Genomic DNA, 20,742 nt, shown 5'->3' on the forward strand with positions numbered 1-20,742 from the left:
AAAACATAAAATGTACACTTTAAGTTGTTTTCTGGACCCCGTGGTCAAGCCACGGGGTGACAATTATTACTTCTTCTCTACATCTTGAAAGTCGGCATCTACTATTTTTTCATCATTAGCGGCACTTTCTTCAGCAGGTTGGCTCTCGCTTTGTGCTTTATACATCGCTTCACCGATTTTCATGCTAGCTGCAGTTAAGCTTTCGGTCTTTTCTTTAATCAAAGCAGCATCTTCCGACTCAAGAACGGCTTTTAAAGTAGCTAGTGCTTCTTCAACAGCTCCTTTATCGTCTGATGATAATTTATCGCCATACTTTGTAAGAGTTTTTTCAGTAGAATAAACTAAACTATCGGCAGCATTTTTTGCTTCAATAAGTTCCTTACGCTTTTTGTCTTCATCGGCATTCTGCTCGGCATCTTTAACCATTTGTTCAATTTCCGCATCGCTAAGACCGCCGGAAGCTTGAATAGTTACTTTCTGCTCTTTACCGCTTGCTTTATCTTTAGCTGAAACATGCACTATTCCGTTAGCATCAATGTCAAACGTTACTTCTATTTGCGGCAAACCTCTTGGTGCAGGAGGTATACCTTCGAGATTAAACTGACCAAGTAATTTATTATCTTTTGCCATTTCACGTTCACCTTGGAATACTCTAATAGTTACGGCATGCTGATTATCGTCAGCAGTTGAGAATACCTGACTTTTCTTAGTAGGTATAGTAGTATTACGATCTATTAATCTTGTAAATACGCCACCAAGAGTTTCAATGCCAAGGGATAGAGGCGTAACGTCTAATAATAATATATCCGTTACTTCTTTATTAAGTACTCCGCCTTGAATAGCAGCACCGAGAGCTACAACCTCATCGGGATTTACGCCTTTATGCGGCTCACGTCCGAAGAATTTTTTTACGGCTTCTTGTACTTTCGGCATTCTAGTCATACCGCCGACTAATACTACTTCTTGAATATCAGAAGCTTTAAAACCTGCATCCTGTAGCGCTTTACGGCAAGGCTCAATAGTTTTCTCAATTAAATCATCTACTAATTTTTCAAGTTCTGCTCTAGTAAATTTAATATTTAAATGTTTCGGTCCTGTGCTATCAGCCGTAATATAAGGTAAATTAATATCGGTAATTACTGCAGAAGATAGCTCTTTCTTAGCTTTTTCTGCTGCTTCTTTTAAACGCTGAAGTGCTAAAGGATCTTTACTTAAATCTATACTGTTTTCTTTTTTGAATACATCTATTAAATGGTTTAATATTCTTGTATCGAAATCTTCACCACCAAGGAATGTATCGCCGTTTGTTGATTTCACTTCAAAAACACCATCAGCGATCTCAAGAATTGAAACATCGAATGTTCCGCCGCCAAGATCGTATACTGCAATAGTTTTACTTGCCGATTTCTCGAAACCGTAAGCAAGAGCTGCAGCAGTCGGCTCGTTGATTATTCTAAGGACCTCAAGACCTGCTATTTTACCGGCATCTTTCGTTGCTTGACGCTGTGCATCATCAAAATAAGCAGGTACGGTAATTACTGCTTGTGTTACTTTTTCCCCTAAATAACTCTCGGCAGTTTCTTTCATTTTTTGTAAAATGAATGCACTAATTTGGCTTGGTGAATATTTATTGTTATCAGCTTCAACCCATGCATCATTATTATCGGCCTTGACTATTTTATACGGTACAATACCTTGGTCTTTTTTAACCATGGGGTCAACAAACTTTCTACCGATTAGTCGTTTTACTGCATATACGGTATTGCGATGGTTAGTTACTGCTTGCCTCTTAGCTGATTGCCCGACTAATTTTTCGCCGTTTGCAAAAGCTATTATTGACGGCGTAGTTCTCTCACCTTCTGCATTTTCTATTACTTTCGGTTCTTTACCTTCCATGACTGCAACACAAGAGTTGGTAGTTCCAAGGTCGATACCTATTACTTTTTCCATAAGATTCCTCGTTTTCTTTTTTTATTTTTGTTTATTAATTTAGTGTTGTAGTCTGTATGTCATTCCCGCGTAAGCGGGAATGACATACAGACTACAAATCCTTTAATTATTGTGCTATGACTTTTTATTTGATATAGTGCTGCTTAAATGATTTTACAAGAGGTGAACATGAAAAAACTACCGATTTTACTAAAACTTTTATTTATTATTAATTTAGTTTTCCAGAATAATATAGTTTTTGCATCTTCTGAAACAAGCAGTGCTATATTTGAAAAAGCGAAGAAAGCAATCGTAACAATTGATACTAGAATTGCCGTATCGGCATATGATGATACAAGTAGTTGGACAGGAACGGGATTTATTAACGATAAGAACAACGGTTATATAATTACTAATACTCATGTTGTCGGCGGTGCGTCTATCGGAACTTATTTTGTTACTTTTTATAATGGAGAGCAGGCAGAAGCAAAGCTTATCTATTACGATATTTGGCAGGATTATGCCGTTCTAAAAGTAGAGAGCAAAGATATACCGGCATCGGCAACACAAATAGCTTTCTCAAACGAGCTTCCAAAATTAAATCAAAAGGTTTTCGTAGTCGGTAACACGGAAGCAAAAGGTTTTTCTTTCCATACCGGTTATTTGTCCGATCTTTATAATATTGAAGGTTTAATGCCACAATGTACTTATGTTATTAATTTAAATAGTACCGGCGGTGCTAGCGGTTCACCGGTGTTAAACGATAAGATTGAGGCTATAGGAGTATTATATGGTGGAGGTAAAACTCATTCTCTAGCACTGCACGGTGATTATGTAGCTCGCACTTTAGAGAGTTTAAAGAATAATAAACAACCGAGCAGAAAACATATAGGAATAATAAGCGAGTTATATTCTTTAAATAAAGCAGTTAGACATCATAATTTCCCTAAAGAAGAAATGGACAAATATATAAATAAATTTCCTGATAGTAGAAATAGAGTGATAAGCGTTAAGGCAGTTCTAGCCGGTTCGCCTGCTGAAAAATCTTTAAAAGCCGGTGATATTATTTGGGCAGTTAATGATAAGGAACTCGGCGGTAATCTAGCATTATTTGATAGAGAAATGGATAATTTCAAAGGAATAGCTACTAAACTTACTATATTTCGTGACAGAAAAAAGCTAGAACAAGCAGTAGATTTATATGATGTGAACAATAATAAAATCGCTAAAATGATAAATTTCGGCGGTGCAGTATTTTTTGAAGCCGATGATTATTTTAGTAATAAATCAGGTATTCCGCTTAAAGCTCTAAGTATAGCTTCCGTTCAATCCGGTAGTAGCTTTAGCTCTATACCGACGTTTTTTACCAAAGATTATAAAAATGTTTATAGATTGCAAATTTTTGAGATGAAAGATTTGGCTTTGAGTAATCTTGACGATTTGGTGAAATTCTTACCTGCTATTACTAAAGAGAAATTTATAACGGTTAGATTTAAAAATTATCAACCTTACTATGCTAATTTCGGTTATAACGAACTCATCTCGTCACATGATAATATGATTGCGGATGTAACTTTGGATTCTATAGATACTAAGCCTTATATATTAAAGTATAATACTATTTCTCATGACTGGGATATGGAAAATATAAAACTTCAGTAACTAATCCATTGTGATAAATTAACAATTCTTATAGCTCAGAGTAGTTCGCCAACTAGGTCATTTTTGTGTGGATTGGTAAATATTCTTTATGTTATTCCTGCAAAAGCGAGAAAGCATTGTTGCGTGGATACATACCTAAGCCGTCATTGCGAGCAGCCGTAGGCTGCATGGCAATCCATAAAAATAATAAAAATTCTGTAAATCAGAATTTTTAACTGGATTGCTTCGTCAAAACTTACAGTTTTTCCTCGCAATGACAGAAAAAACGGTCCCTACTCAACACCTAAGAAACATAGCTAATTAACAATCCCTCCTAAAATAATTTATAAATTTAGGAAAATTAATGACCAAAAAACCTAGCCCTTTAAATTTAAAAAAAGTAGAAGAAGTAAAAAAACAAGAAGCATTGATTCAAGAAGCAGATATTTTAGAATTTTTTACAGAAAATTATGAAAAATATGGTAATGATTTTCATACTCAGGATTCACTAACATTACCACGTTCAGATGATGATATAGAAGGGGATATTTCTAGAAAAGAAACTTCTTTAAAGGAATTGAAAGTATTAATAACTAAGAATAATCAAGATGAACTAAAGCATTTCTATTTGATAAAAATAATCAGTATATCTTTATGATGCGGTTGAGAGCGATGATGCAGAATTAGTTGAAACGATATTAAAACTTGCTAAACACTTAACTACTGTAACCTATAATGATTCAACAGTCTTGCATTCAGCAGCTAAATTGTCTAGCCAAGAGATCATTGATGCCTTACTAAGAGTGGCGCCTCAATTAAAAGTTGTCCAAGATGCGGATAGTAAAAATCCATTCGATGACATATAGCATAGGCAATTAAGATAGTGATATTAATAAAAGGATATGGTAAAGTAATTAGAAAATAGTTATGCCAAGTCCATATTCATATGATTTAAGAAAGGGAGTGATTCAATATATTGAGTCAGGGAAAAGAATAATAGAAGCAAGTCAAGTATTTAATATCAGCCGTAAAGTAATATATGATTGGAAGAAATTAAAGAAAGAAACAGGAGATGTTCAATTAAAAACTGGCTATCAAAAAGGGCATAGTCATAAAATAACAGATATGGAAGGATTTAAAAAATTTTTGGAATCTAATAAAGATAAAAGCAGTCGAGAGCTAGCCATCTTGTATCCTAGTAAAGTGTCAGCAAGAACTATAATAAACATGATTAGAAAAGTTGGTTACAGCTATAAAAAAACTTTTCTTCATCCCAAAAGAAATCATAAATTAAGAAATGAGTTTATAGAAAAGATAACCACCATAGACAAAGATAAACTAGTGTTTTTGGATGAATCAGGAATAGAAGATAATGCGTGTCGAGAACATGGCTGGAGCCCAAAAGGAGAAAGATGTTATGGTGAAAAAGTTTATCAGCACAAACACAGAATTAGTATGATTGCTGGCCTATTTAATAGCAATATTGTAGCACCTCTAATATTTGAAGGCAATTGTAATAAAGCTATTTTTGAGACGTATGTCAAGGATATACTCATTAAAGAATTAAGGGCAGGACAAGTCGTAGTAATGGATAATATTAATTTTCATAAAAACTCTAAGGTAAAAGAATTAATTGAATCGGTAGGGGCAAGTATTTTATTCCTTCCTACTTACAGTCCTGACCTTAATCCTATAGAACATTATTGGTTTAAAATTAAACATCAAATTAACGCGAGTTTCGTATTAATAGAGGAACTGAATAGCTGATAGTAACTGGGTTACGAGGATATTAGTAATATTGTTTTTGTTATAAAATGTACTTAAAACTGCATAAATTTTTAGTAAATTGTCTTTTTTGACTATAACTATTAAATTGTAAAACTTGTCACACCTCTTACAAACCTTGAAAGGATAAGCATTATAGCATATTCATTAACCATAATTTAGGCATCTTAATACGAAATTCGCATTTTTTTAGTATTTGCTTCCAATATCGAAAATTATTTTTATGAAGCAATAGAGTTAATACAGCAGAACGGTAATTTTGAAATTATAAATAAAAATGATTATTTAAAACCGCACGATAACTATGTAATGACCAAATATCATAAAAAAGCTATTAAGGCGAATAGAACGCCGAAATTTATGATTTTGCAGCACGTTTTAGGCGATCATTAATTGCAGCCCCTATATTCACTTGAGGTATAGGAACAACTGCTATACTGCTTACATCATGAGCTGCAGCATAATCGTCAAGAATTCTTAAATAAGCATAAAGATTTGCAGCAGCTTCTATAAGATTACCTTTGGCACTTAAATTTAACGAAAATTTTCCCGTAAGATTACTATTGCCAAAATTTAATCCGATTTCTTTATCCTCTAAATTTATAGCATTTAGCCTAACCGGTACTTTTGGTGAATAGTGTGTAGCAAGCATTCCCGGAGCTTTTATAGTACTTGTCTCTGATGCTTTTAAAACTTTTACCCCTAGTACTTCTTCTAAAATTTCAGCAGTTATAAACCCTTCTCTAAGAATAGTAGGAGTAACAGTTGTTGTATCGATTATCGTTGACTCTAGCCCATATTCAGATTGATAAATTTCAGGTGCTAAAATAAAGATTTCTGCGTTTTCTGAAAAATGTTTTGTAACATGCTCGACGTTAGTCGGACTAATATAGTTTGAGGGGTTAGCACTTGGGGCAGCTATAGGTACGCCTGATTGTCTGATAAGCTCTAATGCTAGTGGATAAGACGGCATTCGAATCGCTATTGTATTAAGCCCTACCGTTACGCTAGGAGCAATATTTGCATTCACTTTTAAAGGGACAACTATAGATAACGGTCCAGGCCAAAATTTTTCTGCTATTTTTGTAGCTAAATCGTTAAACTCCCCTATTTCTTTTGCTTGCTCTATGGATGCGACATGCACTATAAGCGGGTTGATAGCAGGACGATTTTTGAACTGAAAAATCTTTAAACATGCCTCATTATTTGTAGCATCCGCTCCAATCCCATAGACTGTTTCAGTTGGCAAAACAACCACTTTACCTGATTTTATATATTCAACGGCTTTACTGATCATTAATTTAGTTATTTTGGTTTTGTTATATATCTGCTTCTCGATGTCATTCCTAGCTAAAAGCGGCGTTGTTGCATGGCTTATTTATGTCATTCCCGCTTTTGCGGGAATGACATAGGAAAGTTTGATCATAAGCGGTTAAACTTAGCTATTTTATGGAATAATTCACAAGTATTTTGTAATAACGATAAACGATTTTGAGCGATCTTTGAATCAGAGTCATTAACGAGTACATTATCAAAAAAGCTAGTAATCGGAGTTAATAGAGATGATAATAAATTTAAGGCTCTCTTATAATCTTTATCAGCTATACTATCTATAATTTGCGGAGAAATTTTTTGGATTACTTCAAATAATTCTTTTTCAGGTTGTGTAATAAAGAGACTTGCATCAACTAAGCCGATAATTTTCTGACCATCAATTATATTGCTAGCTCGTCTGTAAGCATTTAATAATTGCCTTCCTGCGTCTTCTATTAAAAATTCTTTTAACGCATCAAGCTTAAATTTTGTATCCACTAAATTTAAATCAAGAACTGCATTAATTAACGCAATATCATAGTCATTTTTAAAGTAAAATTTTACTCTTTCTTCAAAGAAAGATATTATTAAATCCTTATTTTTATCAGATGAATCTTTATATAAGTTTATAGAAAAATTAATTAAGCTATTTAAATGTAATTCTAATTTATTCTCAAGTATTATTCTTATTATACCAAGAGCTTGACGTCTTAAGGCATATGGATCACCTGAGCCTGTTGGAGCTTCGCCTGCTATCATCAAACCTACTAAACTATCTAGCTTATCGGCTAAAGCAAGCAAAGCAGCATTTCTGCTCGGTACATTATCATTAAGTCCTCGAGGTTTATAATGGTCTTTAATTGCTGTGGCTACTTCTTCATTTAACCCTTCATGCTTTGCATAATAATAACCCATAATACCTTGCAACTCAGGAAATTCTCTGACCATCTCGGAAACAAGGTCACTTTTGCAAAGTTTCGCTACCGTAATTAAATCTTTATTATTTGGAGCTATATGCTTACAAATTTTAGTTATACGCTCCACTTTTTCTCTTAATTTACCAAGTTCTGCATGAAATGTTACAGCTTCTAATTTACCTAATCTTGATTCTAAAGTTTTAGCTATATCCTGCTTATAAAAATATAAAGCATCCGAAAGACGTGCAGATAGTACTTTTTCGTTACCTTTAATAACGAGGTCAGTATTTGCAAATCTACCATTACTGACAAAGAGAAAATACGGTGCAAAATTTCCTGTTTTATCAAATAAACAAAAATATTTCTGANGCGTACGCATCGAAGAAATAAGTACTTCTTTAGGTAACTCTAAAAATTTTTGTGGGATTTTTCCAAGTAACACAACGGGAAATTCACTAAGCCCTGCTACTTCTTCGATTAAACGATTATCTTCTTTTATGTTTAGATTATGAGAATTTGCCAGTTCCAGTAAACCGCTTTTAATTACTTCTTCTCTCTTTGTTCTCTCTAAAATAACATGATTTTCTAAAAGCTTATTTCTATAATCTTCAAAATCTGTTACTTCTAATTTTTTATTATCAGTAAGACGATGCCCGTACGTAATATTATTAGCGGTTAAATGCCCAAATTGCAGTGGTAGTACTTCACCGTCAAATATACATAAAATATTTCGTAACGGTCTAATCCATTTTATTTTGTAATTGCCCCAAAACATCGATTTTGCCCAGCTATATTTATTAATAGCCTCTATAATAATCTCCGGCAAAATCTCTTTTATTTCTCTTTCTTCTGTTTTTTTGACAAAGAAATAATATAGCTGATTATTAATTAATTTAGTAGAAAGCTCTAATTTACTAACATTATGAGCTTTACAAAAGCCGTTAATAGCAGCTTCCGGTGCTTCCGTGCTAGGTCCTTTAATCTCGAGTTCTTTTGATAACGTTACTTTCGGCAAGTGAGTAGCATGCAACATTATTCTACGAGGCCCTGCAAATACTTGTACTTTTGCAAATATTTCGTTTTCTTCAAAAATTTTCGTGAATATGTTTAAATAACCCTCTTCAGCATTTTTTTGCATTAATGCAGGTATTTCTTCACTAAATAACTCTAATAATAATTCACTCACCGCTTAACTCCAACCATTTTATACAACAAATTCTAGCTAAATGACGTACTCTTAAAACATAAGAAGCACGCTCAGTTACACTAATCACACCTAATGCATTTAGTTGATTAAATGCATGACTTGCCTTAAGGCATTCATCATAAGCCGGCATAGGTAAATTAGCTTTAATTAATCTCTCACACTGTTCTTCGCTATCCTTGAAATGTCGCAGTAACATTTCACTATCGGCAAGCTCTAAATTATATTTTGAAAATTGCCGTTCAGCTTCGAAATCCACTTCACCGTATTTTAAAGCTTTTTCGCCTGCTTGCCCGTTCCAATCAAGCTCTTTTACTTCATCAACACCTTGAATATATAAAGCAAGCCTCTCGAGTCCATAAGTGATTTCACCGGCAACGGGACGGCATTCAATACCGCCGATTTGCTGCATATAAGTAAATTGCGATACTTCCATACCGTTACACCATACTTCCCAGCCAAGCCCGGCAGCACCTAAGGTTGGCGACTCCCAATCATCTTCAACAAATCTGATATCATGAATTTTTAAATCTATGCCTAAACATTCTACACTTTTAAGATATAGCTCTTGAATATTATCCGGCGAGGGTTTTAAGATAACCTGAAATTGATAATAATGTTGCATTCTATTAGGATGCATGCCATACCTGCTATCCCCTGGTCTTCTTGATGGCTGAACATATGTAACAGACCAAGGTTTGGTACCAAGGCAGTGAAGCACAGTTGCAGGGTGAAACGTACCGGCTCCGACATGGGCATCGTAAGGCTGCAATATTGCACAACCGTAATCCTGCCAGTAATTTTGCAAAGCTAGTATAATTTGCTGAAATGATAGTTTTTTCATAAAAAATGCATTGTCATACCGCGACTTGATCGCAGTATCTAATAAAATCAATATAAATTATTTGTATATTTAAATGGATACCACGATCAAGTCGCGGTATGACACATAACACAGAAATCTTAATAATACTCCTTGCCGATCTCGATCTTAGGGCGATTGTTTGCTACTCGCCAATCGTTAGTATCACGAATAAACACAGCCGCAAAATTCTTGTTTATAAAAGTTCTCTTCTTTGGCAATTTCGTACATTCTGCTAGCACCGCCGTCTTTACGCCAATTATAAGTCCAATAGGTCACCCCTTCATAATGAGACGCAGCCCTAGTTCCTGATTCATTAATTTGGTTCATATCTTTCCATCTAGAAATACCAAGCGAGCTAGTTATAACCTTAAAGCCGTTTTCATAAGCATATAAAGCCGTACGCTCGAAACGCATATCAAAACACATTGTGCAGCGTTTACCTCGTTCAGGCTCAAACTCCATCCCTTTAGCTCTTCTAAACCAATTTTGTGGATCGTAATCCACATCGATAAATTCTATATTATGTTTCTCGGCAAACTTAATATTTTCGTTTTTACGAAGCTCATATTCTTTTTTAGGGTGAATATTAGGATTGTAGAAAAAAAGTGTAAACTTAATGCCGGTATCGATCATTTTTTCCATTAAAGGGCCAACACAAGGAGCACAACAACAATGGAGTAAAACCTTGCTTTCACCGTTTGGTACTTCAAAAACTTCGCTCATATAAGGTTCTGTATATTAAATTTAAATTAATCTATTTTAGCTCTTTTTAACTGCAAATTATAAGATTTTTTTGAAATAGGAACTGCTATTCCTGCAAAAATCTTATTAATTTTCGCACAAAAATATTTTAAATTTTATACACAGAACCTAGTTTACCAAATTCTTTTTACAAGTTTCTTTATAGAATTTTAGGATTATAGAAGATAACAAGGCAAGTGCAATTAAATAATATGCAATAGCATAATTGTCTCCGGTAACTTTCGTTAATATCATTGCTAACATTGGAGCAGTACCGCCAAATATAGCAGCCGCAAGGTTGTATGAAAGTGCAACACCGGTAAATCTTATGCTAGTCGGAAATATCTCTACTAAAACCGTTGGGATAGGTCCCATATAAATGCTAATAACTCCGGCAAATATTACTTGAGATATTATAGCTAAAGTAAAATTCATCGATCCTAAGGCTACAAAAATAGGATAGACTGATAAAATTAACAAGATAATCCCCCATATTAGTACAGGACGCCACCCTACCTTATCCGAAACCTACGCAGATATAGGAAATACTATCATCATTACGATTAATATTATACTACTAACAATTGTGCTTTGCTGATTAGTATAACCGAGTGTTTGCATAAAATTACCGATAAAAACCGTAGAAGTATAAAAAGGAGCAGTTACGGTAATATAAAGACCAAGTGTGATAATTAGTTCTTTTGGGTATTTTGTTAATGTTTCTCGTAAAGGAAAACGTGCTAAACGTCCTGTTTCGTTAGCTTTTTTATAAATAGGACTTTCTGCTAGGTTTTTTCTAATATATAAACCTACGGAACTAATAAATAAACCGGCAATAAAAGGTATCCTCCAACCCCATTCAAATAGCATATCGGCAGGCATAAAATAAGAAAAACCGGCTGCTGTACCAAGTCCAAGCAGCATACCGCCGCACATACTAACGAATGAGCTACTCTCCACAAGCCCTCGCTGCTCGAACGAAGCATGTTCTACAATATACGAAATACAACCGCTAAATTCCCCTCCTAAAGAAAAACCTTGTATGAGTCTGATAATAGTTAAAATAATAGAAGCGGCAATTCCAATAGTTTTATAACTTGGTAAGAGACCTATTCCGGCAGTCGGTATTGCCATAGTTATAATACCCATCACAAAAGCAGTACGTCTATCGAATCTATCACCGATATTACCGAAAATAATACCGCCGAGCGGTCGTACTACAAAGCCTGCAGCAAATACCACAAAAGTTAAAGTCTCTCGCATTTCTGAATCCGGAAAAAATGCTGCCCTATAATATAAGCAAATTGAGCATATAATGCATAATCATACCATTCTAAAGCGTTGCCGATCATGCCGGATATTATTACTTTTCTCATTAAGTTATTTTATTGATTTTAAAATAACGCGAGTTTCGTATTCAAAAAGTTGCTGAATAGCTTATAGTAACTGGGTTACGGGGATCTTGATAATACTGTTTTTGTTATAAAGTGAGTACAAAATACAAATTGCTAATTAAAATATGGTATTTATAGTATTAGAAAAAAGTTTATAGGTTATTGAAAAAACTTTAAGAGCAATAACCTATGATAATGGATTTTACAGAAATATTTTGTTACGTCGATGATTTTTTTCAAGAATTAGACAAGCATACAAATTCAATTACTAACCATAACAACAAATCTGGTCCTAAAAGTCGACTGAACAGAAGTGAGGTAATAACAATTATAATAGGCTACTGGCAGTCATCTTATGATTGTTTTAAGAATTATTATCTGAAGCAAATATGAATTCATCATCAAAGAGATTTTCAATTAGTAAGCTATAGTCAATTTATAAAAATAATAGGTCCACATTTACCACTATTAGTACTAATATTCAATTCTATTTTGGATCAGTGTGACGGACTCTCTTTTGTAGATTCAAGTAGTATAGAGGTATGTAAGAGATACCGTATTTCAATGAATAAAGTGTTCGCCGGCATAGCAGCAAGCAGTAAGACAACAAAAGGTTGGTTCTATGGACTTAAACTACATCTAATAATTAATAGAGCCGGTGGTATAGTTAAAGCATCTTTTAGCCCTGGCAATAAGGATGATAGAAAACAGCTGGAACTGATAATCAAAAATCTTTTTGGTAAAGTATTCGGAGATCGTGGTTATATTTCGCAACAATTATTTCTACAACTTTTAGAGCAAGGAATTTTTATGGTAACTAGGGTAAAGAAAAATATGAAAAATAAACTTATGTCTATGTTGGATAAAATATTATTGCTTAAAAAAGCATTAATAGAATCTGTGTTTAGTAAAACTAAAGAACCCTCAGCTATAAGCTGAGGGGTTATAAAGTGGAATCGATTAGAAATCGATCATCATTCACAGGTTCACCTTCCTGTTCATCAATATAGTGCTGTATCATTTCATCAGTTATATTACCTGAACTGACCGCCATATAGCCCCTAGCCCACAAATGATTGCCCCAAAATTGTTTTCTTAAATGAGCAAATTCTTGCAATAAAATTCTTGAGCTACTACCTTTTAAATACTGTACTAACTTGCTAAGAGATATTTGTGATTTATATGAGATAAACATATGCACGTGATCACATGATATTTTCCCTGAAATTATATATACTTCATGTTCCATACAAATCTGCCTTAGTAAATCTCTAGCCCTTTCCGCTACTTTGCCTATCAATACTCTCTTCCTATATTTTGGTATCCATATAAGATGTACTTTTAAATCATACTGACTATGACTATTCTTTCTATAACTTCTCATGTTTCTTGATATAAATTCATTGCTAAAGCAATTTCATTATATCTTCCCTTCGCCTGAAGGCGAGGGATTTCTTATCCCCGAAGGGGGACATTAAACTATTGGGGAAGTTTGAGCATTCAAGGCATAGATCAGTTACAAATGCCTTTGTGCATATGGTTGCAGCACTGATAAATTATCAAATGTCTGATAATAAACCTTCTATTACATCTCTCTTGATATGCTAAATCCTATGCTATATTAATTCGAAACTCGCGTTAATAAAGATAATAAATAATAAGAGTAATATTTTATATTCTCAAGTAAAAAATAGCTTTATGGCTTTGTTGCATGGCTCAGAAAATGCACTCGCTGTCATACCGTGGCTTGTCCACGGTATCCAGAAAAGCAATTTAAAATACTAATAATTATTAGTATTTTAAGCTGGACCCCGTGATTAAGTCACGGGGTGACAGTGGAAAAATCGATTTATACAACAAAACCCTATCTATGTTTTTCATTAACCACTTTCTTAGTTAATTTAGCATTTATTTGAGAAGGAGAAACTTTAATATTTTTTTTGATGTTTTTTGTTTTTTCTTGAAATAGAAGACTTTCTTTATCATTTTGTAATGTTTTCATAAACTTATCTATATTGCTTTGTTCTAATTTTATTGCATTATCATTATTTAAAATTAATCCTCCAATTTTTTCACCAAGTTCAGGTGCATATCTGACGGCAAAAATTGATGCCGGTACAACTATGATAGAAAAAGCCGCTCCCGCAGTCGCAACACTAATTGCTCCGACTAATAAAGCACAAACAGCACCGGCGATTTTTCCGGTTGCTTGTTTAAATATATTACTTTTTTGTGTAAATGCTAAAGACATCTCTAATATTTTATTAAATTCTTTCTTTATATATATGGTTGCTTCATCAATATTATTATATTTCTTCATTGCATACATTATAGAAGCCTTAAATAATTTTTTGTGAGATTCCGCATAATTTATTATTTTGTCAAAATTCTTCTCTTTTAAAAGAGTTTTAAATATATTTTTAATTTTTTCTTTTTCGGTACTATTTATTTTTTCATCTCCAAAATAAACTTCTACAAGATTTTCTGCTATTATATCTTGTGATTGCTCTAAAATATTATTCTTATTTTGCTCATTTTCGTCTTCAGAAGTAATCATTATTGCAAATAACTCTAATGCTACGGAAAAATTATCATCGTTAATAACCCACATACCTAAATAATTTTTGAGTCTAGAAATACATTTATTAATATATTTTTCAGCTTCCGGTTTAGAATTAAGCCTTAGCGTATAATCTATAGCAAGCATATTTGCAATAGTAGAGCAAGTAGATTTTGTAAGATTATTGACAAAATTATTAACAATATCTTTTTTAAATAAATTAGTATTTACGTTATTAAGTACTATTGCATTATTCATTTTAGTAATTTATTTTGAGGCTAATTCTCTGATATATAATATCAATTTAGCATAAATAAGATTAGGAGCGTGATTTACTGAAAGTTTATAGATATTCTTAGGCGTTAACACTTCTTCATTACGTACTCGTACAAAAGATATAAGAGTATTAGGAGGCATATAAGAATAAATTTCAGAGAATATTTTTAGAAAAGTCAAAAAATCTGCACATGCATATTTTATATTTATGCTATAATTATTTACATGAATCGATTCACCTTCTCTTTCAATCGCTTGAACATTATTTTTAAAAAATACTGAATTTATAGATACATCTATAGGTTCTACTAAATCATATTTTATTGCTTAAGCTTTTTATTTTAGGAATTAGTTCTTGATAATTTAAGCAACTCACACTACTTGGCACGCTTAAATCTACATATTTTTTGTAAGATTCTAATATTTCTTCTTTAGAGTTAATGACAGAATAAAGCTTTAAAACTTCCTCTGTTAGATTTTCTTGTGAAACTTGTTTATCAAGAATAGATTTACTGTATTCTTGCTGGAAATTTTTTATTATCCAGATAGTTAAGGAAATAAAGAAGAAATATATAATAAATTGAAAGAATATAAGATTCTTTAAATACATAATATATTTTTCAAACATTTTGTGCTTACCTTACTTTATTAGTGTAGAGCAGTTTTTTCGTCATTGCGAGCGACTGAAAGGAGCGTGGCAATCTCATCAAATATCCTGAGATTGCTTCGTCAATTACTTACGTAATTTCCTCGCAATGACGACTTGGTATCCTTGCAGGAATGACACAGTTGTTATGTCTTATCATCAACTATATTAACCGATAAAGGAATTACTACCTTACCGAATATATCAAGTATTTTATCCTTATATATAACATAATCTATCTGCAAATTAGATAATTTATTTTTTACGTTTTGCATATGATCATCTAGCATCTTTAGAGATTCATCTACCGATAGATTATTAGTATGATATTTAAGTATTAATTTGATTATTAATTGCCTCTTAGAAACTAACAAAATATCATCTATATTTGTTAATTCCCATTTAATTTCTTCTAATTTAAAAGCCGGATTTAAAGTAATTATTAGCCTTTTAAGTAAATCAAACGGCAGTGGCACCGGTGCTTCTAGTAATTTTTCTATTACATATAAATCAGCTAGGCTAGTAGTATTTTTAATATAAGGATATTTATATTTTATACTATCATATTCTTGATTTGTTGCATAATATTTTTCATTAATAGAGTTTATGTCTTTGTAATTCTGTTTTGTATTATATTTGATAATACCGACCACTAATATTAATATTATAAGTAATGCACTATATAATTTAAATGTCAGATCCTTTATAGTAACTAGTTTTTTTATTGATTTTAAATTATTATTATAAGCGGGAAAACTCTTATATTCTAGAAACAGCCTACTAATATTCGTATCTATAAATCTTTCTTTTTCTAGAGTTTGCTTATTTAGTATATTATCAACCGGTATAAAGATTACAGGGCGATCTTCAAAATTTGTTGATTCTAATAAAGATTTTAACTCTTCATCTACTATAAGAATTATACAGGCTCTTTGGTCAAGATTACTTATATATTTTTTAAATAATATCAAACAATCATTAATTTCTTGTTCTATAATACCTTGAACATAGCCGGTTGTTTTATCAAATGGATACTCAAGATTTCTAATTGTTATTATATTATTTTTATGTTTGATAATAAATTTTATACCGCTAGCTTGTGATGCATATACACAAATTTGAAAATAATCGTTATATTTATCATTTTCTATATTCTGCACTATTTTATTTATAATAACTTTTAGCTCTAACGTTAAAAAGTAAATTCCTTTTAAATCAAGCGATCTTTTATCTATAATGCATGAAATTATATCACTTAAAGGTGTTTCAAATGGACACGACATAATTAAAGTCGACCAAATTTCACTTGGGATAGTAGTAATTTCGTAAACACAATGTGCTATAATGTCTTCTTTATTAAAATAACCTTCAATAAATTGTTCAATAGGATCAAGTTTAACTATTGACTGTAATATAGGTATTTGATCGTGCCGTGTTTTACATTCGCTGCCGTCAAGTAAAAAATAAATATCGCTTTTTGGAAATTTACTAAAAAAGTTTTTATAAGGATTTAAGTCTATCTGTTCCTGAGTAGGGATAAATAATTTATCTAATAATTTATTATCGAGAAAAGTACTAAGAAATACACCTTTATTACCTAGTAACACCACAATCTTTTTTCTTTTGAAAGAAAATATTTTTAATTTTGTAGCAAATTGAACAAAATGTAATTTGATCGAATCAAAAATATTTTTCATAAATAAATTTATTTTAATCATAATTCAGTGTATTTTACTATACTGGACGTCATTTCTACATGGATACCGAACCGTCATTGCGAGCGACTGATAAGGAGCGTGGCAATCTCAGGACTTTGGCACGAGATTACTTCGTTAATTACTGCGTAATTTTCCTCGCAATGACGAAAAATGATCCACCTCGGAATGACATAACATTAAATAATATATTTTACCATGACTAAATTTACCACCGAAGAAGTTAGAAGTAAATTTATAACTTACTTTAAAGCAAATAATCATACACATGTACCGGCTAGCTCGTTAATTCCACACAATGACCCTAGCTTAATGTTTGTTAATTCCGGAATGGTACAATTTAAAAATGTTTTTACCGGACAAGAAAAAAGACCTTATAACAAAGCGGCAACTAGTCAGAAATCTCTTAGAGCCGGCGGTAAACATAACGACCTTGAGAATGTCGGTTATACTGCAAGACATCACACATTTTTTGAAATGCTAGGTAATTTTTCATTCGGTGACTATTTTAAAGAACAAGCCATATATTACGCTTGGAATTTATTGACTAAAGAATTTGAACTCCCAAAAGACAAGCTTTATGCAACAATTTATCATACCGATGACGAAGCAGCTTCTTACTGGAAAAAAATAGCAGGATTTGGGGATGATCGCATAATAAGGATTAAAACAAACGATAATTTTTGGTCTATGGGCGATACTGGTCCTTGCGGTCCTTGCTCTGAAATTTTTTATGACCACGGAGAACAAATATACGGCGGGCTACCTGGCACTAAGGACGAAGACGGTGACAGATTTATCGAGATTTGGAATATGGTATTTATGCAATATGAACAAATCGATAAAGATACTAGAATAGAGTTACCGCAAAAATCTATCGATACCGGTATGGGTCTTGAGCGTATGACGGCAGTATTACAGCATGTTAACAATAATTATGACATAGATTTATTTCAGGAAATAATTAATTTTACCGAAAATATAGTAAAAGTGAAAGTAGAGGGAGAAGCTAAATTTTTTTACCGAGTTATTGCCGACCACTTACGAGCAAGTAGCTTTTTAATAGCTGACGGCGTTATCCCTTCAAATGAGGGGCGTAGTTACGTACTTCGCCGCATTATGCGAAGATCCATGAGGCATGCTCATATGCTAGGTAGCAAAGAGCCGTTAATGTATAAATTACTGCCAAAACTTGTTGATTTAATGGGGAATGTTTATCCTGAACTTAAAAGAGCAGAAAGCTTTATAAGCAGTATCTTAGAACAAGAAGAAATTAGATTTAAAGCCACATTAGAACGTGGTCTAAAGCTTCTTACCGAAGAAACAGAAACGCTAACAAAAGGTAATGAATTATCAGGAGAAGTAGCGTTTAAACTATACGATACTTACGGATTTCCGCTTGATTTAATCGAAGATATTCTAAAAAACCGTGATATTTCCGTTGATCACAAAGGGTTTGAAGAGCAAATGCTTATGCAAAAAGAACGTGCTAGAAAATCTTGGCTTGGCTCCGGTGAGTCCAAAACCGATCAACTATGGTTTGATATCAAAGAGCAGCATGGTAGTACGGAGTTTTTAGGATATACGCTTAATGAAGCAGAATGTAAAATAATTGCATTAATTAAAGATAATAATTTAGTTAATGATATAAAAGAGATAGATACGCAATTTCTGCTAATCAGCAACCAAACACCTTTTTACGGTGAGTCCGGCGGTCAGATGGGTGACATTGGGACAATATTTGCAAAAGATTCTGAAGTAGAAGTAATAGATACTTTAAAATATTTAGGCTCTATTATAGTCCACAAATGTATTTTGAAAAAGGGGCAGATTAACGTAGGCGAGAATGCTAATTTTAGTATAGACATAAGATATAGGCAGAATTTAAGAATTCATCACTCAGCAACGCATATATTACATGCAGTACTGCACGAGGTACTTGGTAAACATGTCACACAAAAAGGTTCGTTAGTCGCTCCGACTTATTTACGCTTTGATATTAGCCATTCTAAAGCTGTGACTAATGAAGAAATCAATTTAATCGAAGATAAAGTAAATGAGATTATTAGAGATAATCATGAAGTAAATACTACATTAATGGCAACTGAAGATGCAGTCAAACAAGGAGCTATGGCACTGTTTGGCGAGAAATACGACTCTGAAGTAAGAGTAGTTAAGATGGGCGAGACTTCTTTAGAATTATGCGGCGGTACGCATGTCAGATGTACCGGTGACATCGGTTGCTTTAAAATCACAAGCGAAAGTGCTATAGCGGCAGGGGTTCGCAGAATTGAAGCAGTTTGCGGTGAATTCGTAATTAAATTAATGAGAGAAAAAGATAATTTACTTAAATCGGTAGAAAGCAGTTTAAAGACTAATAAAAATGAGCTTATTACCAAAGTTAATAATATTTTAGAGCGTAACAGAAAACTTGAGAAAGAGTTAGAAAAAACTCATTTAGCTAGTTTAGATTTAAGTATAGAACAAATTGAAAAACAAGCTGAACAAATAACAGGAATAAAACTATTACACAAAAAAGTAGGAAATATAGACAATAAAATATTACGCCAGGCTGCCGAAAATTTAACAAAAAAATTAGAAGATTTAATAGTGGTATATATTGCTGAGGGGATTGGTAAATTATCTATTACGGTTGCGGTGAGTAAAGCTATAACAGACAAATACAATGCAGGTATAATTGCAAAAGAACTTTCTTTATTCTTAGGCGGCAGCGGCGGAGGTGGACAAGCAAGCCTTGCTCAAGCCGGTGGGAATGATATAGGTAAGCTAACTAACATCCATAAAAAATTATATAGTTTATTAACAGTGTCGTAGTGTACTAATTTAGGACGTCATTACGAGCGGACTTTGTACGTGGATACCCGATCGTCATTGCGAGCAGTCGTAGACTGCGTGGCAATCTCGTCAAGTATCCTGAGATTGCTTCGTCAATTATAGCTTAAGCAGGTAAGGTAGTTACTTTTTGTAATACGTGATAAACAGCATCAAAAAAATATGTAAAGTTACTAGCATCTTTTCTAATTTGATGTTTAATTTTAAACCAATAATGTTCTATAGGATTAAGGTCAGGACTGTAAGTAACGCGAGTTTCGTATTAATAGAGGAATTGAATAGCTGATAGTAACTGGGTTACGAGGATATTAGTAATATTGTTTTTGTTATAAAATGTACTTAAAACTGCATAAATTTTTAGTAAATTGTCTTTTTTGACTATAACTATTAAATTGCTTACTACATGACAATTTTTAGAGATATAAGGACTAAAGGATTGAATTTTGCTGATAATTCATGATGATAACGGGGAAAGAACTTGGTTTACATATGAAAGATCATTCCGCCCCTCTAGTCGAATTATTACAAAAACATATTTCGCTTAATTTATCAAGAGCAAAATGTTTAGGATTATTTATCATTTCAATGCTTAACAGCAGGACAGTAAACATGTCATTGTTATGCAATAGAATGCCGTCTGGGATTAAAGCAGCTTCATGGTATAGAAGGATGCAAAGATTTATCTCTGAAATCTCAATATCATGGAGAGTATTACCTGTTATGTTAGTCATGATGACTGGGTTTGAGCAGGAGCAAAAATGGGTATTGTGTTTAGATAGAACGAATTGGAAATTTGGTAAACGACATATAAATATTTTATATTTAGCTGTCAGTTTTCATGGTATAGCGATCCCCCTTTTTGGAATTTTCTAAGTGATAAAAAGTGTGGTAACTCTGATTAT

At 32.8% G+C, this 20,742-nt stretch carries 14 protein-coding genes and 5 pseudogenes; 8 read left to right on the forward strand and 11 right to left on the reverse strand.

Annotated features, from left to right (window positions below):
- Positions 1–66 precede the first annotated feature (66 nt).
- Positions 67–1,950 (reverse strand): molecular chaperone DnaK, encoded by a 1,884-nt coding sequence (dnaK, locus tag REIS_RS07485; RefSeq protein ID WP_008580750.1) that lies wholly within the window; start codon positions 1,948–1,950, stop codon positions 67–69.
- A 147-nt stretch (positions 1,951–2,097) separates the two neighbouring features.
- Here dnaK and REIS_RS07490 point away from each other — a divergent pair, with 147 nt between their 5' ends.
- From REIS_RS07490 to REIS_RS13155, 4 genes and pseudogenes are all read left to right on the forward strand, one after another.
- Positions 2,098–3,591, forward strand: a complete 1,494-nt coding sequence (locus tag REIS_RS07490; RefSeq protein WP_008580752.1) for a S1C family serine protease — start codon at positions 2,098–2,100, stop codon at positions 3,589–3,591.
- A gap of 343 nt (positions 3,592–3,934) precedes the next feature.
- Positions 3,935–4,228, forward strand: a complete 294-nt coding sequence (locus REIS_RS07495) for a hypothetical protein (RefSeq protein WP_008580754.1) — start codon at positions 3,935–3,937, stop codon at positions 4,226–4,228.
- 269 nt (positions 4,229–4,497) lie between these two features.
- Positions 4,498–5,337: an IS630 family transposase gene (locus tag REIS_RS13150; protein ID WP_008579368.1), complete on the forward strand. Its 840-nt coding sequence runs from the start codon at positions 4,498–4,500 to the stop codon at positions 5,335–5,337.
- A gap of 207 nt (positions 5,338–5,544) precedes the next feature.
- Positions 5,545–5,748: pseudogene (locus REIS_RS13155) on the forward strand (protein-(glutamine-N5) methyltransferase, release factor-specific); the annotation flags it as partial.
- On the opposite strand, the gene REIS_RS07505 reads toward REIS_RS13155, so the two are convergent.
- From REIS_RS07505 to REIS_RS11310, 5 genes and pseudogenes are all read right to left on the reverse strand, one after another.
- Complete coding sequence (locus tag REIS_RS07505; protein WP_256377144.1) at positions 5,714–6,664, reverse strand: L-threonylcarbamoyladenylate synthase; 951 nt, start codon at positions 6,662–6,664, stop codon at positions 5,714–5,716. The pseudogene REIS_RS13155 and the gene REIS_RS07505 overlap by 35 nt on opposite strands.
- A gap of 113 nt (positions 6,665–6,777) precedes the next feature.
- Entirely contained in the window at positions 6,778–8,772 is a 1,995-nt protein-coding gene (glyS, locus tag REIS_RS07510) for a glycine--tRNA ligase subunit beta (RefSeq protein ID WP_008580758.1), read from the reverse strand.
- Positions 8,765–9,634 carry a glycine--tRNA ligase subunit alpha gene (locus tag REIS_RS07515; protein WP_008580759.1) on the reverse strand — a complete coding sequence of 290 codons (870 nt, stop codon included), beginning with the start codon at positions 9,632–9,634 and terminating at the stop codon, positions 8,765–8,767. Before REIS_RS07515 ends, glyS begins: the two co-directional genes overlap by 8 nt.
- Positions 9,635–9,753: 119 nt before the next feature.
- A pseudogene (locus REIS_RS07520) lies at positions 9,754–10,378 on the reverse strand (epoxyqueuosine reductase QueH).
- A gap of 147 nt (positions 10,379–10,525) precedes the next feature.
- Positions 10,526–11,772: pseudogene (locus REIS_RS11310) on the reverse strand (MFS transporter).
- Positions 11,773–12,183: 411 nt separating this feature from the next.
- On the opposite strand from REIS_RS11310, the gene REIS_RS11315 reads away from it, so the two are divergent.
- Complete coding sequence (locus REIS_RS11315) at positions 12,184–12,729, forward strand: IS982 family transposase (RefSeq protein ID WP_083787777.1); 546 nt, start codon at positions 12,184–12,186, stop codon at positions 12,727–12,729.
- A gap of 4 nt (positions 12,730–12,733) precedes the next feature.
- On the opposite strand, the gene tnpA is transcribed toward REIS_RS11315, so the two are convergent.
- Entirely contained in the window at positions 12,734–13,174 is a 441-nt protein-coding gene (tnpA, locus tag REIS_RS07540; protein WP_008579210.1) for an IS200/IS605 family transposase, read from the reverse strand.
- Positions 13,175–13,272: 98 nt separating this feature from the next.
- On the opposite strand from tnpA, the gene REIS_RS16530 reads away from it, so the two are divergent.
- On the forward strand, positions 13,273–13,398 hold the full coding sequence (locus REIS_RS16530) for a hypothetical protein (protein WP_008580765.1): 126 nt from the start codon (positions 13,273–13,275) through the stop codon (positions 13,396–13,398).
- Between the two features lie 256 nt (positions 13,399–13,654).
- Here REIS_RS16530 and REIS_RS07545 read toward each other — a convergent pair whose 3' ends face one another.
- The 3 genes and pseudogenes from REIS_RS07545 to REIS_RS07555 form a co-directional block, all read right to left on the reverse strand.
- Complete coding sequence (locus tag REIS_RS07545) at positions 13,655–14,608, reverse strand: RP853 family protein (RefSeq protein WP_008580767.1); 954 nt, start codon at positions 14,606–14,608, stop codon at positions 13,655–13,657.
- A gap of 9 nt (positions 14,609–14,617) precedes the next feature.
- Positions 14,618–15,254: pseudogene (locus tag REIS_RS07550) on the reverse strand (hypothetical protein).
- Between the two features lie 164 nt (positions 15,255–15,418).
- Positions 15,419–16,990, reverse strand: a complete 1,572-nt coding sequence (locus tag REIS_RS07555; protein WP_008580774.1) for a hypothetical protein — start codon at positions 16,988–16,990, stop codon at positions 15,419–15,421.
- A gap of 195 nt (positions 16,991–17,185) precedes the next feature.
- Between REIS_RS07555 and alaS the strand changes: the two genes are divergently transcribed.
- On the forward strand, positions 17,186–19,822 hold the full coding sequence (alaS, locus tag REIS_RS07560) for an alanine--tRNA ligase (protein WP_008580776.1): 2,637 nt from the start codon (positions 17,186–17,188) through the stop codon (positions 19,820–19,822).
- Between the two features lie 124 nt (positions 19,823–19,946).
- Here the strand turns inward: alaS and REIS_RS17470 are convergent.
- Positions 19,947–20,087, reverse strand: a pseudogene (locus REIS_RS17470) (IS630 family transposase); the annotation flags it as partial.
- Positions 20,088–20,296: 209 nt separating this feature from the next.
- Here REIS_RS17470 and REIS_RS07565 point away from each other — a divergent pair.
- Positions 20,297–20,713 (forward strand): hypothetical protein, encoded by a 417-nt coding sequence (locus tag REIS_RS07565; RefSeq protein ID WP_008579269.1) that lies wholly within the window; start codon positions 20,297–20,299, stop codon positions 20,711–20,713.
- Positions 20,714–20,742 lie beyond the last annotated feature (29 nt).

Source organism: Rickettsia endosymbiont of Ixodes scapularis (genome assembly GCF_000160735.1).
GTDB lineage: Bacteria > Pseudomonadota > Alphaproteobacteria > Rickettsiales > Rickettsiaceae > Rickettsia > Rickettsia tamurae.

Bases quoted from the DNA above. Each gene is read 5' to 3' on its own strand.
- REIS_RS07495 (WP_008580754.1), top strand. From the start codon at position 3,935: ATGACCAAAAAACCTAGCCCTTTAAATTTAAAAAAAGTAGAAGAAGTA.
- alaS (WP_008580776.1), top strand. From the start codon at position 17,186: ATGACTAAATTTACCACCGAAGAAGTTAGAAGTAAATTTATAACTTAC.
- dnaK (WP_008580750.1), bottom strand. From the start codon at position 1,950: ATGGAAAAAGTAATAGGTATCGACCTTGGAACTACCAACTCTTGTGTT.
- tnpA (WP_008579210.1), bottom strand. From the start codon at position 13,174: ATGAGAAGTTATAGAAAGAATAGTCATAGTCAGTATGATTTAAAAGTA.
- REIS_RS07545 (WP_008580767.1), bottom strand. From the start codon at position 14,608: ATGAATAATGCAATAGTACTTAATAACGTAAATACTAATTTATTTAAA.
- REIS_RS07515 (WP_008580759.1), bottom strand. From the start codon at position 9,634: ATGAAAAAACTATCATTTCAGCAAATTATACTAGCTTTGCAAAATTAC.
- REIS_RS07565 (WP_008579269.1), top strand. From the start codon at position 20,297: ATGATGATAACGGGGAAAGAACTTGGTTTACATATGAAAGATCATTCC.
- REIS_RS07555 (WP_008580774.1), bottom strand. From the start codon at position 16,990: ATGATTAAAATAAATTTATTTATGAAAAATATTTTTGATTCGATCAAA.
- REIS_RS07490 (WP_008580752.1), top strand. From the start codon at position 2,098: ATGATTTTACAAGAGGTGAACATGAAAAAACTACCGATTTTACTAAAA.
- REIS_RS13150 (WP_008579368.1), top strand. From the start codon at position 4,498: ATGCCAAGTCCATATTCATATGATTTAAGAAAGGGAGTGATTCAATAT.